24 protein-coding genes and 1 tRNA gene are annotated in these 18,467 nt (G+C 68.6%); 12 read left to right on the top strand and 13 right to left on the bottom strand.

Going from position 1 to position 18,467, the window contains the following annotated elements; translation table 11 throughout:
* Positions 1 to 31: 31 nt before the first annotated feature.
* Positions 32 to 310 (top strand): YggT family protein, encoded by a 279-nt coding sequence (locus tag AMYAL_RS0104965; RefSeq protein ID WP_026466757.1) that lies wholly within the window; start codon positions 32 to 34, stop codon positions 308 to 310.
* Here the strand turns inward: AMYAL_RS0104965 and AMYAL_RS0104960 are convergent.
* Both AMYAL_RS0104960 and AMYAL_RS0104955 read right to left on the bottom strand, forming a co-directional pair.
* On the bottom strand, positions 300 to 926 hold the full coding sequence (locus tag AMYAL_RS0104960) for a B3/B4 domain-containing protein (RefSeq protein ID WP_020630207.1): 627 nt from the start codon (positions 924 to 926) through the stop codon (positions 300 to 302). The genes AMYAL_RS0104965 and AMYAL_RS0104960 overlap by 11 nt on opposite strands.
* Positions 927 to 937: 11 nt before the next feature.
* Positions 938 to 1,549: a LysE family translocator gene (locus AMYAL_RS0104955; protein ID WP_026466756.1), complete on the bottom strand. Its 612-nt coding sequence runs from the start codon at positions 1,547 to 1,549 to the stop codon at positions 938 to 940.
* 149 nt (positions 1,550 to 1,698) lie between these two features.
* On the opposite strand from AMYAL_RS0104955, the gene AMYAL_RS0104950 reads away from it, so the two are divergent.
* The 4 genes from AMYAL_RS0104950 (at position 1,699) to AMYAL_RS0104935 (ending at position 3,830) form a co-directional block, all read left to right on the top strand.
* Positions 1,699 to 2,199 carry a hypothetical protein gene (locus AMYAL_RS0104950; protein WP_026466755.1) on the top strand — a complete coding sequence of 167 codons (501 nt, stop codon included), beginning with the start codon at positions 1,699 to 1,701 and terminating at the stop codon, positions 2,197 to 2,199.
* Entirely contained in the window at positions 2,199 to 3,083 is an 885-nt protein-coding gene (locus tag AMYAL_RS0104945) for an alpha/beta fold hydrolase (RefSeq protein ID WP_020630204.1), read from the top strand. The genes AMYAL_RS0104950 and AMYAL_RS0104945 overlap by 1 nt, the downstream gene beginning before the upstream one ends.
* Positions 3,084 to 3,108: 25 nt before the next feature.
* Complete coding sequence (locus AMYAL_RS0104940) at positions 3,109 to 3,525, top strand: VOC family protein (protein WP_020630203.1); 417 nt, start codon at positions 3,109 to 3,111, stop codon at positions 3,523 to 3,525.
* A 98-nt stretch (positions 3,526 to 3,623) separates the two neighbouring features.
* Positions 3,624 to 3,830, top strand: a complete 207-nt coding sequence (locus AMYAL_RS0104935) for a CsbD family protein (protein WP_020630202.1) — start codon at positions 3,624 to 3,626, stop codon at positions 3,828 to 3,830.
* Positions 3,831 to 3,875: 45 nt separating this feature from the next.
* On the opposite strand, the gene AMYAL_RS0104930 is transcribed toward AMYAL_RS0104935, so the two are convergent.
* Positions 3,876 to 4,979 carry a cytochrome P450 gene (locus tag AMYAL_RS0104930; RefSeq protein ID WP_020630201.1) on the bottom strand — a complete coding sequence of 368 codons (1,104 nt, stop codon included), beginning with the start codon at positions 4,977 to 4,979 and terminating at the stop codon, positions 3,876 to 3,878.
* 86 nt (positions 4,980 to 5,065) lie between these two features.
* Between AMYAL_RS0104930 and AMYAL_RS0104925 the strand changes: the two genes are divergently transcribed.
* The 3 genes from AMYAL_RS0104925 to AMYAL_RS0104915 all read left to right on the top strand — a co-directional run bounded on the left by AMYAL_RS0104925 (position 5,066) and on the right by AMYAL_RS0104915 (position 6,934).
* The gene (locus AMYAL_RS0104925; protein ID WP_020630200.1) at positions 5,066 to 5,533 is read left to right on the top strand and encodes a MarR family winged helix-turn-helix transcriptional regulator; all 468 of its coding nucleotides are present in this window, start codon (positions 5,066 to 5,068) and stop codon (positions 5,531 to 5,533) included.
* A gap of 94 nt (positions 5,534 to 5,627) precedes the next feature.
* The gene (gene sigK, locus AMYAL_RS0104920) at positions 5,628 to 6,221 is read left to right on the top strand and encodes an ECF RNA polymerase sigma factor SigK (RefSeq protein WP_020630199.1); all 594 of its coding nucleotides are present in this window, start codon (positions 5,628 to 5,630) and stop codon (positions 6,219 to 6,221) included.
* Positions 6,218 to 6,934: an anti-sigma factor gene (locus AMYAL_RS0104915; RefSeq protein WP_020630198.1), complete on the top strand. Its 717-nt coding sequence runs from the start codon at positions 6,218 to 6,220 to the stop codon at positions 6,932 to 6,934. The genes sigK and AMYAL_RS0104915 overlap by 4 nt, the downstream gene beginning before the upstream one ends.
* On the opposite strand, the gene AMYAL_RS0104910 is transcribed toward AMYAL_RS0104915, so the two are convergent.
* The 7 genes from AMYAL_RS0104910 to AMYAL_RS0104880 all read right to left on the bottom strand — a co-directional run bounded on the left by AMYAL_RS0104910 (position 6,931) and on the right by AMYAL_RS0104880 (position 10,552).
* Positions 6,931 to 7,866, bottom strand: a complete 936-nt coding sequence (locus AMYAL_RS0104910) for an SDR family NAD(P)-dependent oxidoreductase (RefSeq protein WP_020630197.1) — start codon at positions 7,864 to 7,866, stop codon at positions 6,931 to 6,933. The genes AMYAL_RS0104915 and AMYAL_RS0104910 overlap by 4 nt on opposite strands.
* Positions 7,867 to 7,877: 11 nt before the next feature.
* Positions 7,878 to 8,321 carry an ATP-binding protein gene (locus AMYAL_RS0104905; RefSeq protein ID WP_020630196.1) on the bottom strand — a complete coding sequence of 148 codons (444 nt, stop codon included), beginning with the start codon at positions 8,319 to 8,321 and terminating at the stop codon, positions 7,878 to 7,880.
* A 69-nt stretch (positions 8,322 to 8,390) separates the two neighbouring features.
* Positions 8,391 to 8,957 carry an alkaline shock response membrane anchor protein AmaP gene (locus AMYAL_RS0104900; RefSeq protein WP_020630195.1) on the bottom strand — a complete coding sequence of 189 codons (567 nt, stop codon included), beginning with the start codon at positions 8,955 to 8,957 and terminating at the stop codon, positions 8,391 to 8,393.
* On the bottom strand, positions 8,954 to 9,481 hold the full coding sequence (locus tag AMYAL_RS0104895) for a DUF6286 domain-containing protein (RefSeq protein WP_020630194.1): 528 nt from the start codon (positions 9,479 to 9,481) through the stop codon (positions 8,954 to 8,956). Before AMYAL_RS0104895 ends, AMYAL_RS0104900 begins: the two co-directional genes overlap by 4 nt.
* Complete coding sequence (locus tag AMYAL_RS0104890) at positions 9,478 to 9,864, bottom strand: Asp23/Gls24 family envelope stress response protein (RefSeq protein WP_020630193.1); 387 nt, start codon at positions 9,862 to 9,864, stop codon at positions 9,478 to 9,480. Before AMYAL_RS0104890 ends, AMYAL_RS0104895 begins: the two co-directional genes overlap by 4 nt.
* Positions 9,865 to 9,869: 5 nt before the next feature.
* Positions 9,870 to 10,046: a hypothetical protein gene (locus AMYAL_RS49830; protein WP_005154991.1), complete on the bottom strand. Its 177-nt coding sequence runs from the start codon at positions 10,044 to 10,046 to the stop codon at positions 9,870 to 9,872.
* A gap of 41 nt (positions 10,047 to 10,087) precedes the next feature.
* Positions 10,088 to 10,552, bottom strand: a complete 465-nt coding sequence (locus AMYAL_RS0104880; RefSeq protein WP_020630192.1) for an Asp23/Gls24 family envelope stress response protein — start codon at positions 10,550 to 10,552, stop codon at positions 10,088 to 10,090.
* Between the two features lie 199 nt (positions 10,553 to 10,751).
* On the opposite strand from AMYAL_RS0104880, the gene AMYAL_RS0104875 reads away from it, so the two are divergent.
* Positions 10,752 to 11,969 (top strand): alkaline phosphatase, encoded by a 1,218-nt coding sequence (locus AMYAL_RS0104875; protein ID WP_020630191.1) that lies wholly within the window; start codon positions 10,752 to 10,754, stop codon positions 11,967 to 11,969.
* A gap of 49 nt (positions 11,970 to 12,018) precedes the next feature.
* On the opposite strand, the gene AMYAL_RS0104870 is transcribed toward AMYAL_RS0104875, so the two are convergent.
* Positions 12,019 to 12,630, bottom strand: a complete 612-nt coding sequence (locus AMYAL_RS0104870) for an ANTAR domain-containing response regulator (protein ID WP_005157321.1) — start codon at positions 12,628 to 12,630, stop codon at positions 12,019 to 12,021.
* 173 nt (positions 12,631 to 12,803) lie between these two features.
* Between AMYAL_RS0104870 and AMYAL_RS0104865 the strand changes: the two genes are divergently transcribed.
* Positions 12,804 to 12,880 (top strand) — tRNA-Leu (locus tag AMYAL_RS0104865).
* Between the two features lie 878 nt (positions 12,881 to 13,758).
* Here the strand turns inward: AMYAL_RS0104865 and AMYAL_RS0104860 are convergent.
* Entirely contained in the window at positions 13,759 to 15,864 is a 2,106-nt protein-coding gene (locus AMYAL_RS0104860; RefSeq protein WP_020630190.1) for a catalase, read from the bottom strand.
* Between the two features lie 121 nt (positions 15,865 to 15,985).
* On the opposite strand from AMYAL_RS0104860, the gene AMYAL_RS0104855 reads away from it, so the two are divergent.
* Together AMYAL_RS0104855 and AMYAL_RS0104850 are read left to right on the top strand one after the other, a co-directional pair.
* Entirely contained in the window at positions 15,986 to 17,044 is a 1,059-nt protein-coding gene (locus AMYAL_RS0104855; protein WP_020630189.1) for an FUSC family protein, read from the top strand.
* 72 nt (positions 17,045 to 17,116) lie between these two features.
* Positions 17,117 to 17,788, top strand: coding sequence for a phosphate signaling complex PhoU family protein (locus tag AMYAL_RS0104850; RefSeq protein ID WP_020630188.1), 672 nt, complete (start codon positions 17,117 to 17,119; stop codon positions 17,786 to 17,788).
* 58 nt (positions 17,789 to 17,846) lie between these two features.
* Here the strand turns inward: AMYAL_RS0104850 and AMYAL_RS0104845 are convergent, their stop codons facing one another.
* Positions 17,847 to 18,410 carry a hemerythrin domain-containing protein gene (locus tag AMYAL_RS0104845; protein ID WP_020630187.1) on the bottom strand — a complete coding sequence of 188 codons (564 nt, stop codon included), beginning with the start codon at positions 18,408 to 18,410 and terminating at the stop codon, positions 17,847 to 17,849.
* Positions 18,411 to 18,467: the final 57 nt, after the last annotated feature.

Raw genomic sequence — 18,467 nt, 5'->3', positions numbered from 1 at the left:
GCACACTGGCCCAAAGAGGGAGTGTGCCGTCATGAGTGCTCTTGGCGATCTTGTGGGCGTCCTGCTCACCCTGTTCCTGGTCGTGCTCGTCGCCCGGATGGTGCTGGACTGGGCCGTCACCCTCGCCACCCGCCTGCCCTCCTGGGCTTTCCGGGCGCGCGGGATCGCCCACCGGCTGACCGAGCCCGTGCTGGCGCCGGTCCGCCGCGTGGTCCGTCCGGTGCGGGCCGGCGGGGTGGCGTTCGACCTCGCCTTCACCCTCGTGTTCCTGGCGGTCGTTCTCCTGCAGTCCCTCGCGTTCAGCCTCTGAGCTCGCGCTCGACGGCCTCGATCACCAGCCGGACGTCGTCGGCCGCTGTCGCGTGCAGCCCTTCGCAAACGATCAGCACGTCGGACGTCGTGGCGGAGACGGCGGAGTGCCCGCTCTGCCGGTTCGTCCATCGCCGCGCGTGGGCTTGCCCGTCTTCGTCGGCGAAGATCACCTCGCCGGGGTTCGGATGCTCGACAGTGCCCGCGAAGGTCACGTATTTCTCGTCGCCGCGCGCGTGGCGGACTTCGAGCGAGCCGCTGATCTTGGCGACGTCGAGCACCGCGACAGGGATGGCGTAGGCGACCGAGACGGCGTTGCAGAGGTCGATCACCGGGTGGATCCGGGGGAGCGCGCCCTCTTTCCGTAGACGGCGCAACAGCGATTCCGACGCGCACCGGTACTGCGTGGGTTTCAAGCCCATCTTGGCGAACGCCCGCCGCCAGGCCTGGATCTCGGGGAATTCCGATTCCGGGCCGTCCGCGAGCCGTCGCGTCGCCCGCGCGACGAACTTCTCGATCTCGACGGGCATTCCGGGGGAGATGCCGGTGGCTTCGAGCGTGCCGACGGCGAGGGAGGGGTGTTCGGCGCGGACGTCGGGGTGGTGCTGGAGTCGCATGGGAGACCTGTCTACTGGGTGGTGAACGCGAGTTTGGCGCCGAGCGCGGCGAAGGAACCGGCGAAGACCCGCCGCGTCCAGGCGAGCACGCGCGGCCGGGAAAGGACGTGGTGACGCACCCCGGCGGCGAGGACGCCGTACACGCTGAACACCACGAACGTCGCCAGCATGAACACCCCGCTCAGCAGCAGCATCCGGGGAATGGAACCGGGCTCTCCCGCCGGGACGAACTGGGGCAGGAACGCGAAGAAGAACAGCGTCAGCTTCGGGTTCAGGACGTTGATCAGCACGCCGGAGGTGATCGTCCGCAGCGTCGAGGCCGGTTCGGGATCGCTGTCCACGACGATCGCCTCACGGTCCCTCAGCGTCGCCCACGCCATGTAGAGCAGGTAGGCCACGCCGAGGTACTTGATGATTTCGAACGCGACCGCGCTCGCGTGCAGCAGCGCCGCGAGGCCGGTGATCGCGGCGATCATATGCGGGATGATGCCGAGGGTGCAGGCGGTCGCGGCGATGACACTCGCGCGTCTCCCGCGGGCCAGCCCGGCGGACAAGGTGTAGACCACGCCGGTGCCGGGTGTGGCGACCACGATCAGCGTGGTGATCAGGAAGGCGATGCTCACGCAGACCACTCTGCGCGTCTTTTGGTCCGGCGCACAGAGCCAAAGTCATGTCACTCCACTGGACCAAAGGCTTGGACGAGGCGGACGGAGTCTGTCACCGGATGGAGTGGCATGATGCACGCTCGCACGTCAACGAGGAAGGCCTTGGTTTGAGCGCGCGCACCTCCCAGGTGGACGACCTCCGGCTGGTGGCACAACCGAACGCGGTGTTGTGCTCCGAGCTCTTCGTCCGTCTCATCTTGTCGGATTGGTCCTTGCGGCCGTTGCTCGATCAGGCGAAGACCGCCGCCGCCAGATTGGTGGGCACGCTGGTCGACGCCGCCGATCCGAAGGAGCCGCCGTTCCTGACGCTGAGATTGCGCCTGCAATCGGACGTGCTGGTCATCGAGGTCGACCACGAACTGGACGGGCTTCCCGTGCCGACCCCCGCGCCGGGTGAACGGACCGGGGTGGCGCCGAGCCAGACCGGCGGCGTGACCCTTTGGTGTGAGCTGCCGCTGCCCGGTGGCCTGTCCGCCGGACAGGTTCGGCTGCCGCGGCGCGGTGACCGCCGGACCCTGGTGGACGAACCCGTCTCCGGCGAGCCCGTCGGCGCCGATCCCGAGGTCCTGGAACGGCTTCTGTCGCGATTGAGCGGCTGGTCCGGCTGATGGGCCTGGAACGCGTCACCACGCCGGTGCTGGAGATCGAGTACGAGCACGCCGGCGAGGCGGGCGGGCCACCGGTGATCCTGCTCCACGGTTTCCCCTACGACGTGCGGGCCTACGACGAGGTCGCGCCGATCCTCGCGGCCGGTGGCGCCTCGGTGTACGTCCCGTATCTCCGCGGGTTCGGGGGGACGCAGTTCCTCGACGACGCCACACCACGCTCCGGGCAGCAGGCCGCGCTCGCGCAGGACCTGCTCGACTTCATGGACGCGCTGGGGCTGGAGAACGCCGTCGTCGCCGGATACGACTGGGGTGGCCGCGCGGCGTGCATCGCGGCCGCGCTCCGGCCCGAGCGTGTGCGCGGGCTGGTCTCGGTGGACGGCTACAACGTCCAAAACCTCGCCTGCTCGGGCGAACCGGCGCCACCCGAATGGGAACGCACGTACTGGTACCAATTTTATTTCCACTCCGAGCGCGGCCGCCGCGGGCTGGCGGAGAACCGTGAAGAGCTGTGCGCCCTGTTGTGGCGCACCTGGTCACCGACCTGGGCCGGCGCAGACGCGGCGTTCCCGGCGAGCGCCCCCAGCCTCCACAACCCCGACTTCGTCGACGTCGTCATCCACTCCTACCGGCACCGCTTCGGCCTGGCGGAAGGAGATCCGCGGTACCAGGCGCTCGAAGACCTGATCGCGCAGGAACCGGCCATCACGGTGCCGACGGTCGTGCTGGAAAGCGGGGACGACGGCATCGGCGGGCCCAGCGCGGAGGGCGACCGCGAGTACTTCACCGGGCCGTACGAGCACCGGGTTCTGTCGGGGGTCGGGCATAACGTTCCCCAGGAGGCCCCCGAAGCGTTCGCCGCGGCGGTGGCATCCCTGCTCGAGTGAGCTCCATCCGGTGAAAGGAACGTCCGTGACCGATACCCAGCCCGCGCCCCCGGTCCCGCCGGGGACGTTCCTGCTCGAACTCGTCCCGGTGCCGGTCAGCGACATCGACCGGGCGAAGGAGTTCTACACCGAGCGGCTCGGCTTCCACCTCGACGTCGACGTGCGGCCCGCCGACGGTGTCCGGATCGTCCAGCTCACCCCGCCCGGTTCGGCCTGCTCGATCACCTTGGCCGCCGGGATCGCGTCCCTCGACATGCCGGTCGGCACCCTGCGCGGGCTGCACCTCGTGGTCGCCGACATCGAGGAGGCCAGGGCCGCGCTCATCGCCAGGGGTACCGAAGTCGGGCCGGTCGAGGACATGGGCGGCGTCTTCTACGCGGCTTTCAGCGACCCGGACGGCAACACCTGGACGCTCCAGCACATGCCCTGGCGCGTGGGGTGAGCGTGATCACCCGTCCGTGCGCGTGACGAATCCCGATCTTCGCTTGTCCTTCGAGGGTAAGGCGCACGATCCGCGCGCCACAGACGGAGGAGGACCCGATGTCGTTGGGCGACAAGATCAGCAACAAGGCCGAAGAGCTCGGCGGTAAGGCCAAGGAGGCCGCCGGCGACGCCACCGGCAACGAGGAACTTCGTACGGAAGGCCAGGCGGACCAGGCGAAGGCCGGTCTCAAGGGCGCCGTCGAGAACGTGAAGGACGCCGTCGGTGACGCGGCGGACAAGCTCCGCGACACCTTCAAGAAGTAGCGGAACCCTTCCGGGCCGGGGCAGTGACTGCCCCGGCCCGTTTTTTCAGTGCAGGAGCACCGGCAGTTCGGTGAGTCGCGTGCCCTGGATGCCGCCGAGGAACGTCTGCCGGAGTTCGGCGTAAGGGACGGCGAGCCGCGCTCTGGGGAAGTCCGTGCGAAGGACAGTCGCCACCGCGCGCAGTTCGAGCTGCGCGAGCTGGGCGCCGACGCAGAAATGCGGACCGGCGCCGAAGGTCAGATCCGGGCCCGGTTTCCTGGCCGGGTCGGTGTTGATGCCCTGGATGTCGACGAGCACCGGGGCCCCGGCGGGGAGCCGGATCCCGGCGAGTTCGATCGCCGTGGTGGTGAACCGCCAGAGCGTGAACGGCGCGGGCGGATGCACCCGGAGGGTTTCACGGACCAGGTGGCTCTCGGGGGTGGTGTCGCCGTCGAGGAGCCGCGCGATCAGGAAGCCGATGGACGCGTCGGTGGTCAGCTGTCCGGCGAAGATCAACGCGAACAGGTGATACCGCAGGTCGTTTTCGGACGTCCCTGGCGGGAGGTTGTCGCGCAATTCCTTCGCGAGCCCGCTCCGGTTCGGCGTCAGCCCAGCGGCGGCGAGGTCCGCGATCGCGGCGATGGCCTTGCCCTGCGCGCCCGGTTCGGGGTCGGACATGCGGCGGCAGGCGTCGACGGCGGCGTCGAGCAGGTGGAGCGGGATACCGAGCAGATCGAGCAGCACGGTGAGCGGGAAGCGGGTGGAGAAGCCGTCCATGAGGTCGATGGTTCCGTCGCCGAGGTCCGTCAGCAGGACACGCGCGATCTTGTGGATCCGGTCGGACTGAGCCTGGATCCGTTTGGCGCTCAGAAGCGGGGCGTGCGCTCGCCGCAACAGGGTGTGGTCCGGGCCGTCCAACGTGGTGAGGGACGGCTGTTCGGCGGCGGTTTGTTCGAGCCCGGTCCAGGTTTCGGGGGCCAGTGCGGGATCTTTGGCGATCCGGGGGTCGGAGAGGACCTCGCGGGCCAGCTTCTCCTCGGTCACGATCCACGCGCTTCCGCCCGCCGGGGTGGCCACTTCGACGAGGGGACCGGCGGCTCGCAGTGCGGGGCGGACAGGGTCGGGCTCGGTGATGCCACGGGTCGTCGCGGCGAAGGGATCGGGGAGCACTGCAACTCCTTCATGAGAAAGTAGCTTCACCATGAAGATATATTTGCGGCCGGTAGGTTGTCAAAGCACGGATCCGAGGAGGGGTGATGGAGGACGATTTCGCAGCGCGGAGTGCGTCGCTGCTGGACGGCCTCCGCGGCTTCGGGGCGAACTACACCGAGTTCACCAGGCGTTTCGCGAACTGGCTCGGCCTGCACGCCACCGACGCCGCCGCGCTGGTTGAGATCCTCTACGCCGAAGACACCGGCTCGCCGCTTTCCCCGGCCCGGCTGGGCGAACGCATCGCGCTGACCTCCGGCGCGACCACGAACCTGCTGAACCGGCTGGAGAGCCTCGGCTATGTGGTGCGGACCAGGGAAAGCACCGACAGGCGGAAAGTGACCCTGCGCAGCGGCCCCGACATCCAGGGGCCCGCCCGTGAGTTCTTCGGCCCGTTCAGCGCGGGGCTCACGGCGCTGGTCGCGCAGTACCCGGCGGAGGAGATCGAACGGTTCGAGGCCTTTCTGCGGCATCTGCGGTCCACAATGGACAAGGTGCTCGACGAACAGGGCTGAGAACGGACCAGTCCGGGCCGCCCTTGGCACCGAATACCTCCCAGACGCCGTGGAAACCGCGTAGCCGGGCGTCGGGTGAGGTGGAGGCAGCTTGATGGTCGAGGGTGTGCGGACGAGTCCGCGCGAAAGCGGCACCGGAACGGAGCCGGTCGAGGCGAGCCTGATGCAACGGGTCGCGGCCGGTGACGAACAGGCGTTCGCCGATCTGTACGACGTCGTGGCGGGCCCGGTGTGGGGAGTGGTCAACAGGGTCGTCCGCAACGGCACCTTCGCCGAGGAAGTGACCCAAGAGGTCCTGGTGGAGGTGTGGCGGACGGCGGCCCGCTTCAAACCGGGCAAGGGGAGCACGCTGGCCTGGGTGCTCACCATCGCGCACCGGCGGGCCGTGGACCGGGTGCGTTCGCATCAGGCCGCACTCGACCGGGACGACCGCGCGGGCAGGCTCGATTTCCGGCGGCCGTTCGACGAGGTCGCCGAGTCGACGATCACCAACCTGGAGCAGCAACGGGTGCGCCAGTGCCTGTCCGCGCTCACCGACCTGCAACGGGAATCGGTGGTGCTGGCCTATTACAACGGGTACACCTACCCGGAAGTCGCGGAAGTGCTCAAGACCGCGCCCGGAACGGTGAAGACCCGCATCCGCGACGGCCTGATCCGGCTGCGTGACTGCTTGGGGGTGGGGCAATGACCGCGGAACTGCACACACTGACCGGGGCTTACGCCGTCGACGCCGTCCCGGAAGAGGAGGCTGCGGCGTTCAAACGGCATCTGCGCGGCTGTCCCGCGTGCGCACAGGAAGTCCGGGAGCTGCGGGAGACCGCGGCGCGGCTGGGGACGGCGCTCACCACCGTGCCACCGCAGAGACTGCGGGAAGCGACACTCACTCAGGTGGCACAGACCCGGCAGTGGCCCCCGCTGGTCGCTGCCGTGCGGCGAGCGCAGCCCGCGAAGAAGCCGCCGGTGCGGGTCGCCCTGTGGGGTGCCGCGGCGGCCGCCGTCGGAGCGCTGGTGTTCGGCCTGGTCACCACGACGACCGAGCCGGGGACCGACCCCGCGCAGCAGCAGCTCGCCTCGGTGAACGCGGTGCTCACCGCGCCCGACGCTTCGACGGTCAAGGGCCCCGTGACGACCACGGTCGTGACCTCGCGGAGTCAGGGCAAGATCGTCGTGATGGCGGGTGCTCTTCCGCCGCTGGCGCCCGGCAAGGCGTATCAGGTCTGGCTCATCGGAAGGAGCGGCGTCCATTCCGCCGGGCTGATGGCCGACGACGGTCCACATCGGACTCGGCCGGTCCTCGCGGACCTGCCGGGCGGGATCGACCGGGTCGGCATCACCGCCGAACCCGCCGGAGGTTCACCGGCTCCCACCGTTCCGGCGGTCGTCATGGTCGACCTCGCCTAGAGACCGGTCAGCCGCCCGCAGGCCTGCCAGAGTTCCCGGCGCTGCGCGACGGTTTCCCGTGTCTTGCAGAGGTAATGCGTCGGTCGCTGGACCCGGTCGTGCCAGAACGTCCCGTTGTACCGGGCCGGTTCCTCGGCCGCGGCGAGCCAGACGAAGGTGTCGGCGCCCTGCTCGGGATCGCGAAGGATCGGCCGTGTCAGCTTCTGGAACGTCGGAAGGGAGGTCGCGACCCCAGGGGTGTCGGCCCAGCCGGGATGGGCGCTGTGCACGGTGATCCCGGAGCCGTCCAGTTCGTCCGCCCAGAGTTCGGCGAGCACCACCTGCATGCGTTTGGTGCGCGCGTAGCCGGCGGCGGGCTTGTAGTCGCCCTGGAGGTATTGGAGGTCGTCGGTGCGGAGAGGCTGGCCGTACATCCCGCCGGAACTGACCCAGATCACCCGCGCGCCGTCGGCGAACTTCGGCCGGAGCGACGCGGTGAGAAGATGCGGGCCGAGTACGTGCGTGGCCAGCATGACCTCGTTGCCCTCGGCGGTTTCCGTGCGCTCGGCCGGCATGACACCGGCGTTGTGCACGAGGACGTCGACCTCGCCGTCGAGGTCTTTCGCGTAGTCGCGCACGGAGGAAATCAGGCTGACGTCGCACTGGTCGACGACGATCCGCGCGCCGGGCACGGCACGTTCGATCTCGGCGCGGGCGGCGTCCCCGTCGCCGCGGACCGCGATCCGGACGGTCGCCCCCAGTTTCGCCAGCCCGATGGCGGTCGCCTTGCCCAGGCCCGCCTTCGCGCCGGTCACCACGGCGACCTTGCCCGTGAGCGCGTCCGGCGCGGGGTCCTCGGGCCACCACCGCCGTCGCAGGAAGTGCCCGATGCTGCTGTAACCGAGCAGGGTGCGGTCGAGCACGGTGTCGGCGGCTCGGGTCACGGTGGACATGCGTGTGCTCCTCAACGTTGGTAATACTGCTGGGCGGGAACCAGTGCCCACACCGTTTTCCCGGCCTGCTCGCCGCGGAAACCCCAATCGAGGGAAAGCTGGCCCACCAGACGGAGTCCGTAGCGCGCGGTTTCGAGGGTGGAACGCAAGGCTTCCAGATCGGGGTCGTCGTCGGCGACTTCGACCAGGAAGCTGCGGACCTGCCGGTTGACGCGCAGTTCCACGGGCCCGTCCGTGTGCCGGTACGCGTTGCTCACCAGCTCGTCGACGACCAGCAGCAGGGCGCCGAGCGGTTCGTCCTCGCCGCGGCCGAAGCCGAGCTGATCGGCGATGACGGAGCGGATATCACGTAGTTCGGGAAGGTTTCGCAGGTCGAGGGTGACTTCCGCGGCGCCGGCGACCCGGCGGCACAGTCGGTCGAGTTCTGCTTCCAGCTCCGCTTGGCCACCACTCACCGTGCCCAGCTCCCCTCACCGATACACCTCTCACGATTCGTTCGGAGCCGGTGAGCGCGCGGACGGGTGCTAACTGATGCGGGGTCCGGCCTTGGCGGAGAAGCGGAACTCGATGGTCATCGGGAGCTCGCCGAGGTCCAGCGCCTGACGCAGCCGCGGCAGGCCCTCCTCGGTGACCCGCTCGCGGATGGCGGCGATCTCGCCGTCCTGCTCGGCGCTCAGCACCACGGCCAGTACCGGCGCTTCCTGGGTGCCGCCCAGCGTGGCGTGCGCGGCGTGGACGCCGGGATAGGTCGCGATCTCCGCCACGAACGGTTCCACCGCGGTGCTCGCGGCCAGCGCGGTCCGGCCGGTGTCCTGGTCGAAGTGCCAGGTGCGGGACCGGGGTTTGCGGACCGGCTGCGCGATGAGCCAGCGCAGCGTCAGCAGGCCCACGACGACCGCGCCGCCGGCGACGGCGTACCAGACCCAGCCGGGCGGCATGGCTGTGCCGGGTACGAGCGTGGTGCCGGGAGCGAGCAGGGGGATCTTGCCGAAATGGGTGCCCACGGCGAACACGCCACCGGCGAGCAGCACGAGCCCCGTCAGGATCAGGAGGGTGCGGTTCAGCCGGGCGGGACGGTTGAGGTCGGTCATGACGCGCTCCTCGTGGCCTTGACCCGGACCCGCACGGCGGGGACGGCGGCAGGACCGATCTGGGAGAGGCGGTGCTCGATGGCCGCGCGGACGGTGTCGGCGAGTCCCGCGGTGTTCGTCCGCCCGGTGGTCACCACCGAGACGATCCCGCGCCGCTTGACCTTCAGCTTCGCCGCCGAGACACCGTCCACAGTGGAGGCCGCGGTGCGCAGGGTCGATCGATAGCTGCGCCGGGAGGCGCCGGAATCCGTGCCGCCTTCGAGCGGCAGCACTGTCGGCCTCCCTGGGACGACAGCGCTCACGAGGAGCAGCAGGCCGATCAGTGCGACCCCGCCACCGGCGATCGCCGGGAGCGGATCACTCCATCGGGTGGCGTGCAGCGCGGACGCGACGGCGTCGTAGCTGATCCAGGGTTTCTCGCCGATGATCGTCTGGACCGCGACGGCGGCGGCCAGGACACAGCCCGCGAGCACCACGAGCGCGACGAGCACGGCCGGGAAGCTGCGGCGAGGACGTCGTTTCACTGGACCCTCCTCGTTTCGATCGCGGCGGAGTGCAGGGCCGTGACGGTGATGTCGACCCGCGTGACGGTCAGGCCCGAGAGTGCGCCGACACGGCGGATCAGGTGCTCTCGCGCGGTTTCGGTGGTGGCGCGGACCGAAAGCGGGTACGTCACCGAGAGCCGGACGTCCAAAGTGGCCGTCGAGCCGGTGACGTTCGCGCTCACCTTGGCGCCCTGGCCGAGGTCTTCGCCGCCGACCGCGATCCCGAGCACACGGGAGGCCGCGCCGCCGATGCCGTCGAGTTCGGTGATCGCCTGCGCGGCGATCCGCTCGACGGCACCGCCGGCCACGGTCAGCCCGCCGCGCCCGTCCGTTTCCGGAGCGGCGGCCGTCATCGTCGTCATGGCGGTCAGCCCCTGTCGCGGCCGGCCAGGGCCGAAAGGTCGAGCTTGCCGTCGAGGAACCGGCCGACCAGCAGGCCGAGGACGGCGAGGACGAGTACGACGAGGAAGGCGCCGAAGCCGCCGAACGCGCCGGCCACGCCGAGCACGAGACCGGTCAACAGGCCGAGATGGGTGGCGTTCATGAACGTTCTCCTTGCTGTCGGGCGCGGACCGGCGCCGGTGGTCACTGGACGCGGCCGGATTCGGTGTGCTCGTCGGTGTCGTCGTCGCCAGGGATGTGCACGTCGGACACGTTGATGTTGACCTCGACGACCTCGAGTCCGGTCATCTGCTCGACCGCGCCGATCACGTTGCGGCGCACCGATTTGGCGAGGTCGGCGATCGCGACGCCGTATTCGACGACGATCTGCAGGTCGACCGCGGCCTGGCGCTCGCCGACCTCGACGGAGACGCCCTGCCCGGCGGAGGCAGTCGCGCCGGGGATGCGCTCGCGCAGCGCGTTGAAGGCCCGCACGGCGCCGCCACCGAGCGCGTGGACGCCGGCGATCTCACGGGTCGCGAGGCCCGCGACCTTCTGCACGACGGTGTCGGCGATCGTGGTGACGCCCTGGGTGGAGACGAGCGCGCCGTTCTCGGCGGGGGCGGCGGAGTTCGAGTTCGGCTTGGCGGTGGTGGCGGTGTTCGTCATCGCGATCTCCTCGGTTCGTATTCCGTTGCCTGTGGTGGAAGCTCTTCGCTTCCACACTCCATAGACCCAGCCGGACGAAGATCGTCACGACCCGATCGTGTGGTCTGGATCTCACCGTCCGCGGGTATCCCTTCCGGACCTGTTCTGGTTTTCGCGTGAGTTCTCTGTTAGGAAAGGTTCCTAACTAATAGGAGGCGATGTGCGCGGACGCGGTCTGGCGGCGGCGACGGTTCTGGTGGTCCTCTGCGGTGGCTCGGCCGCCGTCGCGGAGACGACGACGGCGGGGTCCGGGGCGCGAACGGCGCGCAACATCATCTACATCCAGGGCGACGGTCTCGGTCTCGGCCAGCGCGACCTGCTCCGGCTCGCGCTCAAGGGCAAACGCGGCGAACTGGCGATGGACGGGCTCGCGGCCACCGGTCTCGTGCGGACGTCGTCCGAAGACGAGGACGAGATCGTCACCGACTCGGCCGCGGCGGCCACCGCCTTGGCGACCGGTCACAAGACACGGAACGGCGCCGTCGGCGTGGACGTCCACGGGCGTCCGCTGGAAACGATCCTCGAGCGGGCGAAGCGGGCGGGGAAATCGACCGGTCTGGTCACCACCGCGCAAGTGACGGGTGCCTCGCCCGCGGCCTTCGCGGCGCACGTGCCCAGCCGGGATTCGCAGAGCGACATCGCGAAGCAGTACATCGAGAACAGCCGCCCGGACGTCCTGCTCGGAGGTGGCGAGGACTGGTGGTACCCGAAGGGGAACCCAGGGCTCTGGCCGGACAAGCCGGGGGAGGAGAGCCGCAGCCCCTACGGCAACCTGGTCGAACGCGCGCAGCGGACGGGCTACACCTACGTGCGCGACGGTGACGAACTGCGGACCACGCGGGCGAACCGGATCCTCGGCCTGTTCGCGAACGAGGACATGGTCGATTACGGCCCCGACGGCGTCGGGAAGTACGCGCCGCGGGTGCCGCTCCTGCAAATGGCGCGCAAGGCACTGGACACGCTGTCGAAGAACCCGCGCGGATTCTTCCTCTTTCTGGAGGAAGAGGGGACCGACGGGATGTCGCACGAGAACAACGCGCACGGCGTGATCGACGCCGGCCGAGCGCTCGACGCTACGATCGCCGAGGTCCTGCGCTTCGTCCGCGCGCACCCCGACACGCTGGTGATCATCGGCGGCGACCACGAGACCGGCGGACTGAGCATCGAGAACTACGACGCCGACGACACCGACCCTGACCAGGACGGTCCGTTCGATGTACCGGGTTCGAAACTCCAGTTCACTGTGGACTGGACGACCCACGACCACACCGGCGCCGACACCCCGGTCACCGCCGAAGGCCCCGGCTCCGCACGGTTGGGCGGAACGGTCGAGAACACCGACGTCTACTGGGTGATGCGGGCAGCAAGCGGCCTGTGAAAAAGGAAGGCCACCTCCGGCGACGGAGGTGGCCTTTCCGGACTTTTCGTCAGCCGATGCTCTCGACGACGGCCTCCGCCACGGCCTTCATCGTGGTCCGGCGGTCCATCGCGGTGCGCTGTATCCAGCGGAAAGCGTCCGGCTCGGTGAGTCCCTGACGGCTCATCAGCAGACCCTTGGCGCGGTCGATGACCTTGCGCGTCTCGAGCCGGTCCGTGAGGCCCGCGACCTCGGACTCGAGGGCCTGGAGCTCGGCGAACCGGCTCACGGCCAGCTCGATGGCGGGCACCAGGTCGCGTTTCGCGAACGGCTTGACCAGGTACGCCATCGTGCCCGCGTCCCTGGCCCGCTCGACGAGGTCACGCTGGCTGAACGCGGTCAAGATGACGACCGGCGCGATCCGGTCACCGGTGATCTTGGAAGCAGCCTCGATCCCGTCGAGCTTGGGCATCTTGACGTCGAGAATCACCAGGTCGGGCTTCAATTCGGTGGCAAGGTTGATGGCCTGCTCGCCATCCCCGGCCTCACCGACAACCTCGTAGCCCTCTTCGCGGAGCATCTCGACGAGGTCCAGACGGATGAGGGCCTCATCTTCGGCCACGAGCACCCGCCGCTGGGGTGCGGCGACGGCACCGTTGGCCTCGGCAGCCTGCTCGGTCACCGGGGTCCTCCTGAAGGTCGTCGGGCAGTTCGACTCGCGGGCTGTCCGCGAACCTGAAGCCTACCGGGAACGATCCAGTCGGCTAGATGGCGTTCACCACGTCAGACGGTCGTCACACTCACGGGCCCGGCGGAAGGCGCGCTCCCGCGATCCCGTAAAGTTCACCCGGCACCGCCCCCGTAGCCCAACTGGCAGAGGCAACGGATTCAAAACCCGTCCAGTGTGAGTTCGAATCTCACCGGGGGCACCAACAGCAACCCCACAAGCAGAACCGGCGCGCTGCGCCGGGATGTCTTGGGGAAACATGGGCTCGGTGATCCTCTCCGCTGCCTGAGTGATCTCGGGCAGCTGGTCTGCCGGGAGTTTGATCGTCATTGTCGCATGTTCGCCGTCGTCGTGGATCACGTTGGCGAGCTGGACGGCGTCGAACAGTGCCCGCAGAAGTTGTTCGGGGGCCTTGGCGAGGTTCATCGCGAGGCAGGGGAGTGCGTCGATCAGAGACAGTTCGTCGAGCGTCATTCCTCGGGGTTTCTGCCTTGTCGGCCTCATCCAGTTCTGAGAGCTTCGCTCGTAGCTGCTTCTCGTCATCGGCCAATGCGTTGTAGCTGCCGCGCTGCTCGGTCGTCGACGCCCGCGAGATCGGCTTCGAGGGTGGATCGGCGGTCGGGCCCGAAGACACGGTCAGAGAAGAACTTCGCGACGGTGTCGAGCAAGGCGTCCAGCCGGTCGGTCGCGCGTTGGGACGGCAGTCGCGTCCCAACGCCACCGGCTTCCTCGATCAGGACTGCGGCTACCTCATTCCACTTGATCGGCCAAGGGAGCTCCCGATCTCGTTCCCCGGCGGCGGAGTCATCCGACCTCCTGCGGGGTCAGCAGTTCGTGGAGCCAGGGCAGGACCGCGAACTGTGGATCGACAGACCGGGGGGAGGAGCCCGTTGGCCGCGAGCAAGGAGAATTTCCAATGGCCTCCGTTGCGTCCACAATGAATATCCGCGGAACGGGCACACCCCCGGAAGAGTTCACCGACGAGCAGCGGATCCAAACGTTCGCGAGGTCATCGCCGCGCCGGGTGGGGAGACGACGCCCGGCTGAGGCACCGCAGCGCGAGCCTCAGCCGGGAACGCCCGGTCAGGCGGGGATCGCGTCGGTCTTCCGCAGCCAGGAGCGGTGTTCGCCCAGTTGCGCGGTGAACGAGGCGAAGAAACCATCGGGCAGGCTCGACTCGGCCGCGGTCGTGGTCACCACGCCCTGGTCGATCAGGGTCTCCACGTCGCCGGCCAGCTTCGAGGTCACCCCGGCCCGGCGCAGCAGATCCAAACCTGAGCCGAACGCGGCCACCGGCTTCCCGTGCTTGTAGGCCTCGGCGACGAAATGCACCGCGTAACCGTCGCGTTCGAGAATGGAGATGGAAGCCGGGCCGCACGGAACGACCACGGCGTCGTAGAGGACCGAGGCCATGGTGTTGAGCTGCCTGTCCGGCCGCAGCGGATCGCCCTCGCCACCGGGCCGGAGTTCGACCTCGGTGGGAGACAGGATCTCGGCGATCGCGCCTTGCGCGGTCAGCGCTTCGACGACGCGGCCGACGCCGATCGTGTCCACCCCGTCGGCGGCGAGTACGGCTACCTTCCGGGTGGTCGCAGCACCGGTGGGCTGATTGAGCTGGGAAAGCGCCGGTGAGGTGCGGTCGTGATGCGGAGTGGCCGGCGCGGCCGGCACAGTCACCCCGACTCCCTCGGCCACCCTGGCCGCCAGGTCGTGGTCGACGTTGTTGAGTTCGGTGACCGTCCTGGCCCGGACCTCCCGATCCTCGACCTTGCCGAGTTCGAACCGGAACGCGGCGACGATGTGCTCGCGTTCGACCGTGGACATGCTGTTCCAGAACAGTGTCGCCTGGCTGTAGAAGTCCTTGAAACTCTCGCTGCGTTCCCGGATCTTGTGGCCCGACACGGCTTCGGTGTAGTGCCGGAAGATGTCCGAATCGGCGATCGCCGGGCAACCGCCGCCGAGCGAGTTCGGGAAATAGCTCGTCCGTCCCTTGTGGACCTTGTGCTGTCCGTACCCGTCGCGCTGGTTCGTGTGCACCGGGGCGATCGGCCGGTTCACCGGGAGCTGGGAGAAGTTGGGGCCGCCGAGCCGGATCAGCTGGGTGTCGAGGTACGAGAAGTTCCGTGCCTGCAACAGCGGATCGTTGGTGAAGTCGATGCCGGGGACGACGTTCGCGGTGTGGAAGGCGATCTGCTCGGTCTCGGCGAAGAAGTCATCCGGGTTGCGGTCGAGGACCATGCGCCCGACCGGCCGGACCGGCACCTGTTCCTCCGGGATGATCTTGGTCGCGTCGAGCAGGTCGAAGTCGAAGTCGTGCTCGGCGTCCTCGTCGACCAGCTGGACACCCAGTTCCCATTCCGGGTACTGCCCTGCCTCGATCGCGTCCCACAGGTCACGGCGGTTGAAGTCGGGGTCCTTGCCCGCGATCTTCTGGCATTCGTCCCATACCAGGGAATGCGTGCCGAGGACGGGCTTCCAGTGGAATTTCACGAAGGTGCCTTTGCCTTCGGCGTTGACGAGCCGGAAGGTGTGGACGCCGAAGCCCTGCATCATCCGGTAGCTGCGTGGCAGTGCGCGATCGGACATCAGCCAGAGCACCATGTGCAGGCTTTCCGGTTGCAGTGAGACGAAGTCCCAGAACGTGTCGTGCGCCGACTGGGCCTGCGGGATCTCGTTGTGCGGCTCGGGTTTCACCGCGTGCACGAAGTCGGGGAACTTGATGCCGTCCTGGATGAAGAACACCGGCATGTTGTTGCCGACCAGGTCGTAGTTGCCTTGCCGGGTGTAGAACTTTGTCGCGAAGCCGCGGACGTCGCGGACGGTGTCGGCCGAGCCCCGTGAACCGGCGACGGTGGAGAACCGCACGAACACTGGGATCTTCTCGCCGCTGGTGAGGAATTCGGCGACCGTGAGATCCGCGAGCGCGTCATCGTAGGCCTCGAAGAAGCCGTAGGCACCCGCACCACGCGCGTGCACGACACGTTCGGGGATGCGCTCGTGGTCGAAATGCGTGATCTTCTCGCGGGCGTGGAAGTCCTCGAGCAAGGTCGGGCCTCGGCTCCCCACCGTCAGCGAGTCGTCCGTGTGGTCGACGCGGACGCCCTGCTGCGTCGTCAGTACGGTTCCGTCCGGATCGACCCGGTTTCCTTGCAGTTGTTCGTCTTTCGCGTCTTCTCGGTGCTGTGCCACAGGTCTCGCCCCTTCACGGTGGTGGGTTCCCTAGCGGCTACCCCTGCTCGAACTCCGTAAACCGGCGAGTGTGCGCGACGGCGCCCCTGGGTAACCGGTTCGGGAAAGCGAAGGAGGTGCGATGGGTGACGTCCGGAACCGCTGGACGGCGCCGTTCGGGTGGGTCACCAGGGTGTTCCGCGTTCCGGGGGAGGAACGCCGGAGTCTCGTCCAGACCACGAAGGCGGCGGCTGCGGCGGTGATCGCGTGGGTCGTCGCGACCTCGGTCCTCGAGTTGCCTCAACCCTTCCTGGCGCCGTACGCGGCCGTGTTCCTCGTGCAGGCGACCGTCTATTGGTCGCTGCGCGGCTGGGCGCAGCAGGTCAGCGCGGTCAGCGTGGGGGTGCTGCTCGCGGCGGGAGCGGGTCATTTCATCCCGTCGGTGACGGTCGCGCTCGGGCTGGTCGTCTTCGGCGGCCTGCTGATCGGCTCGTGGCGGGGGTTCGGCGACTCGGGGGTGTGGGTCGGGGTCACCGGCATGCTGCTGATCTCCTACGGCAGCGCGACTGAACCCGTCCTGCTCGCGGACAGGTTGCTGGAAACCGCCCTCGGGGCGGCGATCGGCGCGGTGCTGAACGCGGTGGTCCTGCCACCACTGCACGGGGAACGCCTGCGCGCGGCGACGTCCCGGCTGGCCTCGGCGATCGCGGACGTCCTCGGCGAGACCGCGGCCCTGGTCCGGGGCGGCGAACCGCCCGAGGCGGCCGACCTGCTGCATGACCGCCTGCTCGACGTCCGCAGCCTGGTCGCGGAGGCGGAGGACGCGATCGGCTGGACCCGTGAAGGCCGGTACCTGAACCTCCGCGGACGGCGTGAGGCCAGGGAGGAGCCGTTGGAGAACCTCGTCTCCTTGTGGCCGCCGCTTGCCCAGCTGATCGACGCGGTGAGCGAAGCGGCCCGAAGCGAGCAGCCGTTCCTGCATCCCGGCGAGTACGCGCGCGGAGTGGTCGGCGACCTGCTCGAAGCGCTCGCCGAGGTGGCTCGTTCGGGTGATCCAGGGAGGCTGGAGCGATGCGGCAAGCTGGTCGAAGAGATCGATCACCTGCTGGTCACGCCCACGGACGAGGTCACGACGTCGATCGGGCTGGGAGCGATGGCCCTGCCCGCCCGTCGTCTCGTGCAGCGTCTCCACGTCGATTGAGCTTGGGCGAGGGCGGGTAATCATACTCATGATCAGCAACGACAAGTGGATCGTGGCCCCGGAGGTGCGCCTATGAGGGAACGATTCCACGGTGAACTGAGTGTTCTCGGCGATCTTCTGTCAGCCATGTGCGGCATGGCTGGTGAAGAGTTACGCCTTGCCAACCGGGTCTTTCTCGACCGCGACGGCGAGGCAGCCGTCGAGCTGGCGATGGTCGAGGCGAAGCTGAACGCGGCGCGAACCGAATGTGAGGAGACCGCGCAGAAGCTGCTCGCCCTGCAAGCGCCGGTCGCCGGAGACCTGCGGACCGTGCTCGCGGCGGTGTTCTGCGCCGACCGGCTGGAACGGATGGGCGACCTGGCCCAGCACATCGCCGATCAGGCGGCGCGAGAGCCCGAATTCGCCGTTCCCGGCCGGCTCAGCGGGCATTTCGGTGAGATGGCAGGCCTGGTGTGCTCGATGGCGGAAGATCTCGGTGACGCGGTCGAGGGACCGGCGGGCGAGGTGTTCCACTCGCTGGCCCGGACCGATGAGCGCGTCGACGCTCTGTACGAGGAGCTGATGACGCTGGTCACCTGTCCGGAGTGGACGGACGGCGTCGGGCCCGCGATCTCGGTGGCGCTGCTGGCGCGGTTCTACGAGCGCTTCGCCGACCAGGTCGTCTCCGTCGCCCGGCGGGTGGACTTCACGCTCACCGGCGAGCTGCCCGAATCCTCCGTCCGGGATGCTCCCGCCGAGCTGTGAGCACTAGCGCGTGAAGGCCCCCTTCCCTCAGCCGAGGGAAGGGGGCCTTCACACGAGATCAGGTAGTACGGTCTTCCAGCGCGTCCCGGATCTTGTCGATGAACGCCGTCCCCGGCCCCAGAATCCGGTTGGCGGGCGGCTGGTCCGGAGCGGCGGGATGCGGACGGGTCGGCGCGATCTCCTTGGCCCGCAACACCTTCTCGCCCAGCTCCCGCAGATCTTCCGGGGAACAGGCAGCCTGCAGCTTCGGCAGCAGGTCGCTCTCTTCTTCCTCGATGTGGTGCCGGACATCCTCGATCAGCTTGGCGACGAGTTCGTCGAACCGCTTGTCCTTGGGTTCCAGGCCGATGAGCTCGTTCATCACCCGTTCGGCTTCGGCGTGCTCCTCGAGTTCGTGCCCGACGACGTCATCCCCGTCCGGGATGTGCTTTCGCGCGGCGGGATACATGTGCTGTTCCTCCGCGACCGAATGCCGGACGAGTTCGGCGATCACGTGATCCGCGAGGTCCTTGCGGTGCCGATCACCGCCCTTGCCGGACTCGAGTTCCTTGAAGATCCGTTCGAAAGCGCGGTGATCCTCGGTGATCACCGAGACGAGGTCGTGTTTCGTGGTGGTGGTCATGGACAACTCCTGTCCGTGGTCGTCAGTCCGACCTCCACCGAGTACCCGCATCCGGCC

Origin of the sequence: Amycolatopsis alba DSM 44262 (assembly GCF_000384215.1) — a bacterium.
GTDB lineage: Bacteria > Actinomycetota > Actinomycetes > Mycobacteriales > Pseudonocardiaceae > Amycolatopsis > Amycolatopsis alba.
The sequence above is the reverse complement of the archived record's forward strand: the minus strand, read 5'-3'. Positions and strand labels throughout refer to the sequence as shown.